Source organism: Limnohabitans sp. Bal53, from assembly GCF_003063355.1.
GTDB lineage: Bacteria > Pseudomonadota > Gammaproteobacteria > Burkholderiales > Burkholderiaceae_C > Limnohabitans_A.
Window position 1 is genome coordinate 73,761 of record NZ_NESH01000006.1, and the last position, 13,070, is coordinate 86,830.

At 60.1% G+C, this 13,070-nt stretch carries 10 protein-coding genes and 1 pseudogene; 3 read left to right on the forward strand and 8 right to left on the reverse strand.

Going from position 1 to position 13,070, the window contains the following annotated elements:
* Nucleotides 1–172 precede the first annotated feature (172 nt).
* Nucleotides 173–826, reverse strand: coding sequence for a response regulator transcription factor (locus B9Z50_RS14760; protein ID WP_108365524.1), 654 nt, complete (start codon nt 824–826; stop codon nt 173–175).
* Nucleotides 823–2,058 (reverse strand): PAS domain S-box protein, encoded by a 1,236-nt coding sequence (locus tag B9Z50_RS14765; protein WP_108365525.1) that lies wholly within the window; start codon nt 2,056–2,058, stop codon nt 823–825. The genes B9Z50_RS14760 and B9Z50_RS14765 overlap by 4 nt, the downstream gene beginning before the upstream one ends.
* Before the next feature lie 142 nt (nt 2,059–2,200).
* On the opposite strand from B9Z50_RS14765, the gene B9Z50_RS14770 reads away from it, so the two are divergent.
* Nucleotides 2,201–2,941: a tyrosine-protein phosphatase gene (locus tag B9Z50_RS14770; RefSeq protein ID WP_370463084.1), complete on the forward strand. Its 741-nt coding sequence runs from the start codon at nt 2,201–2,203 to the stop codon at nt 2,939–2,941.
* On the opposite strand, the gene B9Z50_RS14775 is transcribed toward B9Z50_RS14770, so the two are convergent.
* On the reverse strand, nt 2,942–3,988 hold the full coding sequence (locus tag B9Z50_RS14775; RefSeq protein WP_108365527.1) for a homocysteine S-methyltransferase family protein: 1,047 nt from the start codon (nt 3,986–3,988) through the stop codon (nt 2,942–2,944).
* Nucleotides 3,989–4,246: 258 nt separating this feature from the next.
* On the opposite strand from B9Z50_RS14775, the gene B9Z50_RS14780 reads away from it, so the two are divergent.
* The gene (locus B9Z50_RS14780) at nt 4,247–5,293 is read left to right on the forward strand and encodes a mechanosensitive ion channel family protein (RefSeq protein WP_108365528.1); all 1,047 of its coding nucleotides are present in this window, start codon (nt 4,247–4,249) and stop codon (nt 5,291–5,293) included.
* A gap of 295 nt (nt 5,294–5,588) precedes the next feature.
* Here the strand turns inward: B9Z50_RS14780 and B9Z50_RS14790 are convergent, their stop codons facing one another.
* The 3 genes from B9Z50_RS14790 to queC form a co-directional block, all read right to left on the reverse strand.
* Entirely contained in the window at nt 5,589–6,485 is an 897-nt protein-coding gene (locus tag B9Z50_RS14790; RefSeq protein ID WP_108365530.1) for a LysR substrate-binding domain-containing protein, read from the reverse strand.
* A gap of 65 nt (nt 6,486–6,550) precedes the next feature.
* Entirely contained in the window at nt 6,551–8,761 is a 2,211-nt protein-coding gene (gene katG / locus B9Z50_RS14795; protein WP_108365531.1) for a catalase/peroxidase HPI, read from the reverse strand.
* 226 nt (nt 8,762–8,987) lie between these two features.
* On the reverse strand, nt 8,988–9,725 hold the full coding sequence (queC, locus tag B9Z50_RS14800) for a 7-cyano-7-deazaguanine synthase QueC (protein WP_108365532.1): 738 nt from the start codon (nt 9,723–9,725) through the stop codon (nt 8,988–8,990).
* A gap of 568 nt (nt 9,726–10,293) precedes the next feature.
* Between queC and recQ the strand changes: the two genes are divergently transcribed.
* Entirely contained in the window at nt 10,294–12,177 is a 1,884-nt protein-coding gene (gene recQ, locus B9Z50_RS14805; RefSeq protein WP_108365533.1) for a DNA helicase RecQ, read from the forward strand.
* Nucleotides 12,178–12,326: 149 nt separating this feature from the next.
* Here the strand turns inward: recQ and B9Z50_RS14810 are convergent, their stop codons facing one another.
* Both B9Z50_RS14810 and B9Z50_RS14815 read right to left on the reverse strand, forming a co-directional pair.
* Nucleotides 12,327–12,644 carry a DNA-binding transcriptional regulator gene (locus tag B9Z50_RS14810; RefSeq protein WP_108365534.1) on the reverse strand — a complete coding sequence of 106 codons (318 nt, stop codon included), beginning with the start codon at nt 12,642–12,644 and terminating at the stop codon, nt 12,327–12,329.
* Nucleotides 12,637–13,011 (reverse strand): annotated as a pseudogene (locus tag B9Z50_RS14815) (type II toxin-antitoxin system RelE/ParE family toxin). Before B9Z50_RS14815 ends, B9Z50_RS14810 begins: the two are co-directional and overlap by 8 nt.
* Nucleotides 13,012–13,070: the final 59 nt, after the last annotated feature.

Consider the following 13,070-nt stretch of genomic DNA (forward strand, 5'->3'; position numbering starts at 1 on the left):
CTCTGACCGCGAAGCATCCGCTGGCAACGCTTTCGCGGTCGGAGACCGCTCCTACAGAGGGAGCGCACCTGCTTTCGCGGTCGGAGACCGCTCCTACAGGGGGAGCGTGCTGGTGGGTTGTGTTTTTTTCTGTGGGAGCGGTCTCTGACCGCGATTCACCGAGACACGCGCTTCAATGGCCCCCACCCAGGCTCTGCGCGTACAAAGCCAGCTCCACATCGTTCTTGGTGCCGGTCTTTTCCAAGATGCGTGCACGGTAAGTGCTCACGGTGTTGGGCGCCAGGCTCAGTTGCGCACCAATTTCGCTCACGCTGTGGCCTTGGGTCAACAAAAGATAGACCTGGTGCTCACGGTGCGACAGCCTATCGATCCCGGTTTTGGTGCGACCCTGACTGACCAGACTGGCCAAGGCCTCTGCCGTGGCGGGCGAGACGTGCATGCCGCCTGCAGCCACACGGCGCAAGGCCGCGATCAGGTCGTCCGGGTGGGTGCTTTTGTTCAGATAGCCCGAGGCCCCCAACTGGATACAACGCACCGCGTATTGTTTTTCCGGGTAGGTGCTGAGCATGAGCACAGGCAACCCCGGCCAATCGCGCCGCAACGCTTGCAACACATCCAAACCGTCCATGACGGGCATGGCGATGTCGAGCAGCACCACGTCCAGCCCTTGCGGGCCCTGCAAGGCTTGCACCGCGTCCAGCACGCCGGGGCCGGTGTCGGCTTCGGCCACCACCTGCAGGCCCGGATCGTCGGCCAACACCATCTTCAGGCCTTCGCGCACGATCTTGTGGTCGTCGCCCAGCAGCACACGCACGGTGGCATTCATGGCGCGGCCTCTCCATTGGGCATGGGCATGGACAGGCGCATGCGGGTGCCCCGGCCGGGTTGGCTGTCCACGTCAATCACGCCCCCATAATGCCGCGCCCGCTCGCGCATGCCCATGATGCCGTAGGCCTGCGCCGACTCGAAAACCCGCGCTTCGGCACCACATCCGTCATCTTCTACCGACAGGTGCAACCAGCCCTGGCGCTCCACAATGTCCACGTCCACCGTGCGGGCGCGGGCGTGACGCCCCACATTGCTGAGCATCTCCTGAAAGATGCGGAACACCGCCATGGCCATCGGTTCGGGCAAGACACGTTGCACATTCACGTCCATGCACCACTTGAGTTCTTGCTCGGCCGACTGCACAAACTCCTGCGCCTGCCACGCCAGGGCGTCCCACAAGCCTTGGTGGTCCAGGATGCTGGGGCGCAGGTCGGTGATGATGCGGCCCACATTGACCACCGCGTTCTCGATCAAGCGGCCCATGTTCTGGCACTTCTCTCGCATTTTTCCGCGCATGTCGTCGTGCTGGCTTTGCGTCTCTTGCGCGGCGCGCTGCTCCTGCTCAGACAAGCGCTTGTCCAGCCAGCCCACATCCATCTTGAGCGCCACCAACAAGCTGCCCAACTCGTCGTGCACCTCGCGGGCGATGCGGGTGCGCTCTTCTTCACGCACCGCCTCGGACCACGCGGCCAACTCGCGCAGTTGCTGCAAAGCGGTTTCCAGCGCTTGGGTGCGCTCGGCCACGCGTTGCTCCAGCTCGTTCTTGGCCCAGTGCAAAGCGTCTTGGGCCTGCTTGCGCTCGGTGATGTCCACAAAGGTGACCACCGCACCGCGCACCTGGCCTTGATCAAACACCGGGTAGCTCGAATATTCCACCGGGAAACTGCTGCCTTCTGCGCGCCAGAACACCTCGCTGTCGATGCGGCAAGGCTGACCTTGACGAAACGCGTTGTAGATCGGGCAGTCGTCTAAGGGGTAGTGCGATCCGTCGCCGTGTGAATGGTGCGTCAGCACATGCATGTTCTGGCCCAGCACCTGCTCCGGCTCCAGGCCGATCATGCGGGCCCCGGCCGGGTTGATGAAGACGCACAGGCCGTCCAAATCCACACCAAAAACCCCCTCGCCGGTGGATGCCAGCATCAAGCCCAAGGGGTCACGCCAGGCTTCGGTAACGCCCATGACGCCGTTGATCGCCGCTTGTGAGGGTGTGTACGCTAAGTTCATGCGCATGGCACATGCAAGCCTTGTGCCATGCGCGCGGACGCTTCACCTTGCGGTGACGGGACTTTGTCGCCTGAGGCACCGCCCCGTGAACGGCCTGGACGCGACAATGGGGGGCAGAGATGATGTTCTGAATGCTGATTGGATGGCCATGACCCCTGTACCCATAGCGCTGCTGCAAGGCGCTTCGAACTTTCGCGATGTCGGCGGCTACAGCAACGCCGACGGCCGCCGCGTGCGGCGCGGCCAGGTGTTCCGCTCAGACCATCTGGCGGGATTGACGCACGAAGACCTGGTGCGCCTGCAAGCGCTGGGCATAGCGCACAGCCTGGACTTTCGCGGGGCAGCCGAGTACACAGCGACGCCCTACGCCATACCGGGTGTGCAACGCGTGGCGCTCACCATCGAGCCCACGGTGATCGCCCGCATGCAAGCCCTGGTGGCCCAAGGCGTGGTGCCCACCACCGAGGAAACTGTGGACCTGATGCGCGAGACCTACCGCGATTTTGTGAACCACAACGCCGCCACCTTTGGCAGGTTTTTGAAGCACCTGCTGGAGCAGCCCACACCGCAGGTGTTTCACTGCACCGCTGGCAAGGACCGCACGGGTTTTGCCGCAGCGCTGCTGCTGTCGGCGCTGGATGTGGACCGCGCCACCATCGAGCGCGACTACCTGCTCACCAACCAACTCTACAAACGCGATGCCCGCCTAGAGGGCCAGGGGCACCCGCACGTGATGAAGGTGCTGTGGCAAGTACAACCCGAGTTTTTGCATGCCGCCTTTGAGGCCGTGGATGCACAGCATGGCGGCATGCGCGACTACCTGCATGGGGCCATTGGCTTGAGCCCGCAAGAGTTGGCCGAGTTACAAGGCTTGCTGCTGGAAGACTGATCAGGCCGCTTCTTTGTAAAAGAAGCCGCCGTGCACACCGCGCGGCGCCAGTGGCGCCACGGCGCGGCCGATGGCGCCAATGTGCTCGGGCGTGGTGCCGCAGCAGCCGCCCACGATGTTGACCAGGCCTTCGGCCGCAAATTCGTGCAACAAACGGCTGGTGACTTCGGGCGTTTCGTCAAAGCCGGTGTCGCTCATGGGGTTGGGCAGGCCGGCGTTCGGGTAGCAGCTGATGAAGGTGTCACCCGCCACCTTGTTCAATTCTTGAATGTAGGGGCGCATGAGCGTCGCGCCCAAAGCGCAGTTCAGGCCAATGGCCAGGGGCTGGGCGTGGCGCACGCTGTGCCAGAAAGCGGTCACGGTCTGGCCGCTCAAAATGCGGCCCGAGGCGTCGGTCACGGTGCCGCTGATGATGAGGGGCAGACGCTCGCCGCTGGTTTCAAAGAATTCTTCGATGGCGAACAGTGCGGCCTTGGCGTTGAGGGTGTCGAAAATGGTTTCGACCAGCAACACATCCGAGCCGCCTTCGACCAGGGCTTCCACCTGCTCGTAATAGGCCGCGCGCAGCTCTTCAAAGTTCACGTTGCGCGCGCCCGCGTCGTTCACATCGGGGCTGATGCTGGCGGTCTTGGGTGTGGGGCCCAAGGCGCCGACCACAAAGCGGGGCTTGTCGGGCGTGGAGAACTTGTCGCAGGCAGCGCGGGCCAATTTGGCCGACTGCAGGTTCATCTCGCGGGCCAGGTGCTGCATGTCGTAATCGGCCTGGGCGATGGTCGTGGCACCAAAGGTGTTGGTCTCGATCAGGTCGGCCCCGGCGGCCAAATAGCCTTCGTGGATGTCGCGGATCACGTCGGGGCGGGTCAGGCTCAGCAACTCGTTGTTGCCCTTGACGTCTTTGGGAAAGTCCTTGAAGCGCTCACCCCGGTAGTCGGCCTCGGACAGTTTGAAGCGCTGGATCATGGTGCCCATCGCCCCGTCGAGGATGGCGATGCGGTTTTGCAGGATCTCGGGCAGGGCTTGGGCGCGGGTGTAGGTCAAGGGTGTCATGGCACCTATTGTATGAAAGCGCAGGCTGGCAGCTCCCGCCTGCTTTCACCATCGAGCGCTGTTTTCTAGCTGCCCCAAACAACACCTTGGCCTTTTTACCAAAAGCCAATGGGCTTGGCCTGAAATTACATTTGTACAAATGCTTTAAGATGAAATCACGAAACATTCAGCCTTGCTCCCAAGCCCTGTACAAGCTCCGCGATGGGCCTTGGGCGCATGTGATTTTTTTAATTTTTTGGACCTCAAAACAACCGACCCATGTGGAATCAAATCATTCTTGACCACCCCATTTCTTCTTGGCTGACAGCACTGATTTTTTTTGTGTCTGTGGTTTTGGGCGTCAAACTCTTGTTCAGGCTGGGCCTGAAACAATTGCAAAGTTTGGCAGAACGCACCTCATGGCAAGGCGATGACTTTTTGCTCGTCGTGCTCAAGGCCAACAACTCGCTTTTGGTCACGGGATTGGGCATTTTGGCGGCGTTGCAAGTCTTGCAACTGTCTGATGGAATAGAGAAAGCCGCCGTCAATGTGATGCTGGTCTTGCTGATTTTTCAAGCTGGCTTGTGGGCACACAAAGCCCTTGAAGCTGGGCTGAAGTTGCGTTTTGCACAAGCCGACCCTGCCAACGAAGGCGGCAGCCTCATGACACTCGGGTTGCTGTCATTTTTGGGCAAGCTGCTGCTGTGGGTCGTTGTGATTCTGATGGCTCTGGACAACTTGGGCATGAACATCACGGCTCTGGTGGCCAGTTTGGGCATAGGCGGTGTGGCTGTGGCTTTGGCGGTGCAAAACATCTTGGGCGATTTGTTTGCCTCCTTGTCCATTGCCATCGACAAGCCCTTTGTGATTGGCGACTTCGTGATGGTCGACGACATGATGGGCACCGTGGAGCATGTGGGGCTCAAGACCACGCGGCTTCGAAGCCTTGCAGGCGAGCAAATCGTTTTTGCCAACAACGACTTGCTGCAAAGCCGCGTTCGCAACTTCAAGCGCATGAGTCAGCGTCGTTGCACCTTCAATTTTGGCGTGACTTATTCAACCTCGGCCGATCAGTTGACACACATTCCGACCATGGTCGAAGCGATTATCAAAAGTCAGCCCCAAGTGAATTTTGGACGTGCGCACTTCATATCTTTTGGCGAGTCCTCGCTCGATTTTGAGGTCGTCTATTTTGTGCTCAGCAGCGATTACGACCTGTACATGGATGTGCAGCAAGCCATCAATTTGTCTCTTGTGCGAATCTTTGAGCAAGAAGGCATTGAATTCGCTTTCCCAACACGCACACTCCACTTACACACGGCTTGACTGGAGGTCTGCAGGGAAACACGCAATAGACATGAACACATTTCCCTGCCATCCTCAGAAACCTTGTTTCTAAAGCGTATGTGTCGGCAAACACGGTGGATCAAACGCCAGGTAATTTGGTGTTGTCCGAATTTGCAGGTGCAACTGTCGAATTCAAGGAGGCTATCTTGACCAACCCCACGGCGAAATCAAATCGATGCGAATGCTACAGGCCGCCTTGTCCCTGAGTGCAGAAGATGCGCATTACAAGATGCGGCAAACCTAGCAAAGCTTTAGCAAGGTCTAAAAGGACCTGTCAATGCGTTCCACGCAAGACGTCCAATATCGCCATGAGCGAAGGTTCGCGGCTGAAATTGGGACGCCAAACGAGCACCACTTGCCGCATCAAATCCATGCCGCTCAATGTCAGATAGTGCAGGTCATCTGCGTCGCTGGCCGAGGTGGGCATGCGCGGCAACAGCGACACGCCCATGCCCGCCACCACCATGTGCGCGATCGACTCCAGCGATGCCCCCTTGATCTCCTGGGCCATGCCGCTGGCGCTGGTTTTCAAACGGGCCAGCTCCGGGCTGGTCTGGATCAAGGCTTCGAGCAGGCAGTCGCCCATGCTGGGCAGCAAGAGGGTTTCATGCTGCAAAGCCGCGATGTCAATTTCCTGCAATTGGGCCCAAGGGTGGCGCGGCCCTACAGCCACAAAAACGGGCTCTTCAAAAATCGGGGCGGTCTTGAGTTCAAGGTCGGTGACGGGGATGTCCATCACGGCGCAATCGATCACGCCATCGCGCAATTGGTCCAGCAATTTGGCGCACAAGTCATGGTGCATCAGCACCGGTATCTGAGGGGCCAGCGAACGGATGCGTTGCATCCACTGGGGCATCCAACCGGGGTTGAGGTTGTGCACCACACCCAGGCGCAAGACGCCCACGTTCGGGTTCTGGCTGTTGCGGGCAATTTCTTCGATGGCATGGACATCTTGCAAGACCGAAAACGCATGGCGCACGATGGGCAAACCGGCCGAGGTGACTCGGACATCCATGGGGCTGCGCTCAAACAACTGCACGCCCAGTTCTTCTTCAAGGTTTCTGACCGCCACCGACAAGGTGGGCTGGGCCACGCCGCACGCGCGTGCTGCTCGGCCGAAGTGCTTTTCTCTGGCCAAGGAAACCACATATTTGAGCGCTGTCAGATTCATTCAGATGTCTCCTTCAACAAAAAACCCCCGAAACTGGTGAGTTTCGGGGGCTGTTCTGGCGCTCTTTAAGCCAGGTCGAAGCGGTCCAGGTTCATGACCTTGTTCCAGGCGGCCACGAAGTCCTTGACAAACTTGCCTTGGTTGTCGTCTTGGGCATAGGCCTCAGACAAAGCACGCAACTGCGAGTTGGAGCCAAACACCAAGTCGACGCGGGTGCCGGTCCACTTGATGGCACCGGTCTTGCGGCAACGGGCTTGGAACTCCGACTCGGCTTCCGATGTGGGTATCCAGGCGACGCTCATGTCGGTGATGTTGACGAAGAAGTCGTTGGTCAGCTGGCCCACGCGGTCGGTGAACACGCCGTGCTTGGAGCCACCGGTGTTGGCACCCAAGACGCGCAAACCGCCCACCAGCACCGTCATTTCAGGGGCGCTCAGGGTCAGCAACTGGGCTTTGTCAACCAGCATCTCTTCGGCCGACACGGTGAAGGCCTTCTTCTGGTAGTTGCGGAAGCCATCGGCTTGTGGCTCGAGCACTGCGAACGACTCGGCGTCGGTCTGCTCGGCGCTGGCGTCGGTGCGGCCGGGCGTGAAAGGCACTTGCACGTCAAAGCCAGCGGCCTTGGCAGCCGACTCGACAGCGGCGCAGCCACCCAGCACGATCAGGTCGGCCAAAGAGACTTGCTTGCCACCTTTGGCGTTGAAGGCCGCTTGCACGCCTTCGAGGGCCGCCAGGGCCTTGGCCAGCTGGGCAGGTTGATTGGCTTCCCAGTCTTTCTGAGGGGCCAAGCGCACACGGGCACCGTTCGCACCGCCGCGCTTGTCAGAGCCGCGGAACGTGCTGGCCGAGGCCCAGGCTGTACCCACCAACTCGCTGACGCTCAAGCCGCTGGCCAAGATGCTGGCCTTGAGGGCGACAATGTCGGCGGCGTCAATGGGCGCGCCAGTGGCAGCGGGAACGGGGTCTTGCCAGATCAGGTCTTCGGCAGGCACCTCTGGTCCGAGGTAGTTGACCTTGGGGCCCATGTCGCGGTGGGTCAGCTTGAACCAGGCGCGGGCGTAGGCGTCGGCGAACTCATCGGGATTGTTCAGGAAGTGACGCGAGACTTTTTCGTAGGCGGGGTCCATGCGCAGCGACAAGTCGGCTGTGGTCATCATGGGCGGGTGCTTTTTGCTCGGGTCGTGCGCGTCGACGACCATGTCCTCGGGCTCGCAGTCTTTGGCGTGCCATTGGATGGCGCCCGCAGCGGTGGTCATCTGGACCCACTCGTACTTGAACAACACTTTCAGGTAGCCCATGTCCCAGGTGGTGGGGTTGGGTTTCCAGGCGCCTTCGAAGCCGCTGGTGGTGGTGTCACCGCCTTTGCCTGTGCCGTGCTTGTTGATCCAGCCAAAGCCCATTTCGTGCATGGGCGCGCCTTCGGGCTCTGGGCCCACCAAGTCCGCATCACCGGCGCCGTGCATCTTGCCGAAGGTGTGACCGCCAGCCACCAAGGCCACGGTTTCGTAGTCGTTCATGGCCATGCGGGCGAACGTTTCGCGCACGTCGTGAGCCGAAAGCTTGGGGTCGGGGTTGCCGTCTGGGCCTTGTGGGTTGACGTAAATCAGACCCATCTGCACGGCAGCCAAGGGGTTGGCCAGGTCACGCTTGCCGCTGTAGCGGCTGTTTTCCTTGTCGCTGGTGGCCAGCCACTCTTTTTCTGCGCCCCAGAAAATGTCTTCTTCGGGTGCCCAGATGTCGGGACGACCGCCGCCGAAGCCAAAGGTCTTGAAGCCCATGGTTTCCATGGCCACGTTACCGCACAGGATGAACAGGTCAGCCCAGGAAATCTTGTTGCCGTATTTCTTCTTGATGGGCCACAGCAGGCGGCGGCCTTTGTCCAGGTTGCCGTTGTCAGGCCAGCTGTTGACAGGGGCAAAACGCTGGTTGCCGGTGCTGGCACCACCACGGCCGTCGGCAGTGCGGTAGGTGCCCGCTGCGTGCCAAGCCAAGCGAATGAACAGACCGCCATAGTGGCCCCAGTCGGCGGGCCACCACTCTTGGTTGTCGGTCATCAGATCGGCCAGGTCTTTCTTGAGCGCAGCGAAGTCGATCTTGGCAAATTCCTTGCGATAGTCGTAGTCTGGGTCCATGGGGTTGGACACAGGCTGGTGCTGGTGCAAGATGGCCAGGTTCAGCTGATTGGGCCACCAATCGGCGTTCGAGCGGGCGCCATGCTTGGCGCGCGCGCCAACGGCGGCGTGAAACGGGCATTGGGAAGCGGCGGGTGCAGTCATGTTGTACTACTGGTTAGAAAAACCCATTCCATCAGTAAAACCATCAGCGTGTTTTGTAAGGTCTTGGCACCACCCGGGTGGCTACCCCATGCTTTTCGCTGTGCAAGTGGTCATACCGAAAAAATGAACGTTCAGTCTAAAAACCGACGCACCATTTGGCCAATCAATTGAGTCAATCCTATCGATAGGTATTTGCCTATGCTGCAAAGCGTTGGAGCCGCACCGCTCAGCCAAGCGTTGTGGGCCGACTCAGGCACCACCGCTCAAAGCCCGAAGCCCGCAGTTGGCACGCCGGGCACTGGCCGCAGCCATAGCCCCAGTCGTGGCGTTGTGTGCGCTCGCCCAGGTAGCAGGTGTGGCTGTGCTCCACGATCAAGTCCACCAAGGCGTGACCGCCTTGCGCCGGGTCGGCTTGCTGACCCAAATCGTGCGCCAATTGCCAGGTTTGGGCCTTGTCGATCCACATGAGCGGGGTTTCGATCAACAGCTTGCGGTCCATGCCCAGCGACAGGGCCACCTGCATGGCCTTCATGGTGTCGTCGCGGCAGTCAGGGTAGCCCGAAAAATCGGTCTCGCACACGCCCGTGACGATGACTTGCAAACCCCGGCGGTAGGCCAAAGCTGCGGCCAGCGTGAGGAACAGCAGGTTGCGCCCGGGCACAAAGGTGTTGGGCAGGCCCGAACTTTCCATCTCGATGGCCGTGTCACGGGTCAGTGATGTTTCGCTGATCTGGCCGAGGATGCCGGCGTCCAGCAAATGGTCTTCGCCCATCTTGGAGGCCCATTGGGGAAACCGAGCCTTGATCGCGGCCAACACATTCAAGCGGGCATCCAGCTCGACTTTGTGGCGTTGACCATAGTCAAAAGCCAGGGTTTCAACGCGGTCGTAACGGGCCAAAGCGTGGGCCAAGCAGGTGGTGGAGTCCTGACCACCGGAAAACAGGACAAGGGCAGAGGTGTGCATGGGCTGGGATGGTAACGCTTGGGTCGCTGGGGACTGCCCGCGTTGGGGCGTGTTTGAAGGGTAGTGGTTGAGGGGTGCGTTTGGAAGGCTGCGGTTGAGGGGCGCATTTGGAAGGCTGCGGTTGAGGGGCGCGTTTGAAAGGGGCCGGCGGCGGGCTCCTCATGAGGCGTGGGTACGCCAAAATCGTCGCCCGCCGCCGACCCCTTCCAAACGCTGGTGGTGGTCGTCAGTTTTGTTGGCGTTGCGCTCGAACCTGAGGGAAAAAAGCGACTGTCTTGGGCAAGTTAGCCGCACAGCCCATGGTCTTGCGTGGGTGGGTGAGGGCGGGCACAGGGTGACGATTTTGGCGTACCCCCGCCTCATGAGGAACCCTGTGCCCGCCCTCACCCACCCACACCAGATCTGCCCAACCTCAACCTCACCCACCCACACCAGATCTGCCCAACCTCAACCACACCCACCCACTCAACACCCGCTAAATCAACACGACACAAACACACAGCACACCCACAAAACCCAAGCCATCGATAGAGGACAATCAAGCCTTCAAAAAGTCCGTCAAACCCCAGTGTCCCCCCACCTCCCCATCCTGCGCGAAGTTTTTGGCTACGACGCCTTTCGCGGCCCGCAGCAAGCCATCATTGACCATGTGGCGGCCGGAGGCGATGCGCTGGTGCTCATGCCCACAGGCGGGGGCAAATCGCTGTGCTACCAAATCCCGGCCATTGCGCGCCAACGTGCAGGCCACGGCATCACGGTGGTCGTCTCCCCGCTGATCGCGCTGATGCACGACCAAGTCGGTGCGCTGCACGAAGCAGGCGTGAGCGCGGCATTTCTCAACTCCACACTCACCAGCGAAGAAGCCAGCGACATCGAGCGGCGCTTGCTGCGCGGCGAGATCACCCTGCTGTATGCGGCGCCCGAACGCGTGACCAACGGGCGCTTTCTGGCCCAGATGGATTCACTGCTCGAGCGCGGGCTGCTGAGCCTGTTTGCGATCGACGAAGCGCATTGCGTGAGCCAATGGGGCCACGACTTCCGGCCCGAGTATCGGGGCCTGTCGGTGCTGCACGAGCGCTACCCCAGCGTGCCGCGTGTGGCGCTCACAGCCACGGCCGATGCGCTGACCCGTGCCGACATCGTTGAGCGCTTGCAGTTGGAAAGCGCCGAGCTGTTCATCAGCAGCTTTGACCGGCCCAACATCCGCTACACCATCGTCGAGAAAAAAGACGCCAGCACCCAGCTGCTGCGCTTCATCGAACGCGAGCACCCCGAAGAAGCGGGGGTGGTGTATTGCCAGTCGCGTAAACGGGTCGAAGAGATCGCGGTCATGTTGTGCGAAGCGGGCATCCATGCCCTGCCCTATCACGCGGGCCTGGACGCCGCCGTGCGCCAGCGCCACCAAAACGAGTTTTTGCGTGAAGAAGGCGTGGTGATGGTCGCCACCGTGGCTTTTGGTATGGGCATCGACAAGCCCGATGTGCGCTTTGTGGCGCACCTGGATATGCCCAAAAACATCGAAGGCTATTACCAAGAGACCGGGCGCGCTGGGCGCGATGGCTTGGCGTCGGACGCTTGGATGGCCTATGGCCTGCAAGACGTGGTGAACCAGCGCCGCATGATCGACGAAAGCCCGGCGGGCGAAGAGTTCAAGCAAGTCATGCGCGGCAAGCTCGACGCCCTGCTGGCCCTGGCCGAAGCCACCGACTGCCGCCGCGTGCGCCTGCTGGGCTACTTTGGCGAAAGTTACGCCAGCCAAAAGGACAGCGCACAAGGCGTTTACATGCCCTTTTGCGGCAACTGCGACAACTGTTTGAACCCACCCGAAGTGTGGGACGGCACCGATGCCGCACGCAAACTGTTATCGACTGTGTACCGCTGCCACCAAAGCAGTGGCAACAGCTTTGGGGCCAGCCACACCATGGACATCGTGCGCGGCAAAAAAACCGAGAAGGTGGTGCAACGTGGCCATGAAAGCATCAGCACTTTTGGACTAGGCGCCGATTACAGCGAGCAGCAACTGCGCGCCGTGATGCGCCAGCTGATCGCGATTGGTGCGCTGCATGTGCACACCGAAGACGGTTTCAGCACGCTCCACCTGACCGAGGCATCACGCGCTGTACTGAAGGGCGATGTGCCCGTGCAGTTGCGCGAGAGCACGAGCCAACGCAGCGACAAAAAAAGCCGCATCCGCAGCGGCCCAACCCCTGCTGCGGCCAACCTCGGGCAAGACGCGATGGTGCGCTTCATCAACCTCAAGGCCTGGCGCGCCGAAGTGGCCAAAGAACACAACCTGCCTGCGTATGTGATCTTCCACGATGCGACCTTGGCCGCCATTGCCGAGGCCGCACCCCAAAGCCTGGCGCAACTGCAAGGCATCAGCGGGCTGGGCGTCAAGAAGCTTGAAGCCTATGGCCCGCAGGTGCTGCGGGTGTGCAACGGGGCGGCTTGATCACTTGCGCACAGCCGGGTGTTTGCGCCGCTAAGATTCGGCCAGAAGCGGGAACGGCCGAACCATTCGCTCAATCGGCTCCATTACGGTCCGGCATCGTGATCGACGCACTGGAAAATCTGGCGCGGTAATGCTTGGACGGTCACGCCTCAAGCGATCGACATCAAACCCTTGTGTTGAATCACCGTGAGCAATCTGAGCGCTGGGCCGCCGGGCTTTTTGATGCCACGCTCCCAATCAAAAACAAGGTTCTTCGACACATTCAGGTATCGCGCAAACACCGGCTGCGAAATATGCTCGCGCATCCTCAGTGCCTTGATTTGTTCGGGCAGCATCACCTCAATGGGTGTGAGGCACGTCTCGTCAAACTCCCGCATGGTCTGACGATCCACAGCGCCCACTTCATGCAAAGCCTCCATCGTTTCGTGAATCGCAGCCAATGCATCACTGCGGTATTTTTTAGGCATCTTGCACCACCTTTTCAAAATGTCCTTGAGTCACCAACTCCATGAGTTGGGCATCCGTTAAATCCAATGCGTGACGAGCCATCTTTTTGAATTGGGCCTCTTCAATTGCGCTGATGTTTTCCAACTCGCTCTTGTCAAAGCCATAAACAAAGAAACACCGATGCTGCTGACGAAACAGCAGAATCGTTCGATAACCCTTTGAACGCCCCTCACCCGGGCGAGCGATTCATTGCTTGATCACACCGGCGCCCAAATCGGCATCGATCAAACCGCGTTCTGCTCGGACCACTGCATCGTGAAGCGCGGCAACAGAAATCTTTTCTTTTCGGGCGAAGCGCGTGAACCACGCACTTTTAAAGACATCCATTTGCGCCTCCCTATTTTTTCAAAATATCACACTAGGTGTAACCAAAATCAAGGGCGATT

Excerpts from the sequence above, each read along its gene's own strand:
- B9Z50_RS14760 (WP_108365524.1), bottom strand. The coding sequence starts at position 826 with ATGAATGCCACCGTGCGTGTGCTGCTGGGCGACGACCACAAGATCGTG.
- B9Z50_RS14765 (WP_108365525.1), bottom strand. The coding sequence starts at position 2,058 with ATGCGCATGAACTTAGCGTACACACCCTCACAAGCGGCGATCAACGGC.
- B9Z50_RS14770 (WP_370463084.1), top strand. The coding sequence starts at position 2,201 with ATGACCCCTGTACCCATAGCGCTGCTGCAAGGCGCTTCGAACTTTCGC.
- B9Z50_RS14775 (WP_108365527.1), bottom strand. The coding sequence starts at position 3,988 with ATGACACCCTTGACCTACACCCGCGCCCAAGCCCTGCCCGAGATCCTG.
- B9Z50_RS14780 (WP_108365528.1), top strand. The coding sequence starts at position 4,247 with ATGTGGAATCAAATCATTCTTGACCACCCCATTTCTTCTTGGCTGACA.
- B9Z50_RS14790 (WP_108365530.1), bottom strand. The coding sequence starts at position 6,485 with ATGAATCTGACAGCGCTCAAATATGTGGTTTCCTTGGCCAGAGAAAAG.
- katG (WP_108365531.1), bottom strand. The coding sequence starts at position 8,761 with ATGACTGCACCCGCCGCTTCCCAATGCCCGTTTCACGCCGCCGTTGGC.
- queC (WP_108365532.1), bottom strand. The coding sequence starts at position 9,725 with ATGCACACCTCTGCCCTTGTCCTGTTTTCCGGTGGTCAGGACTCCACC.
- B9Z50_RS14810 (WP_108365534.1), bottom strand. The coding sequence starts at position 12,644 with ATGCCTAAAAAATACCGCAGTGATGCATTGGCTGCGATTCACGAAACG.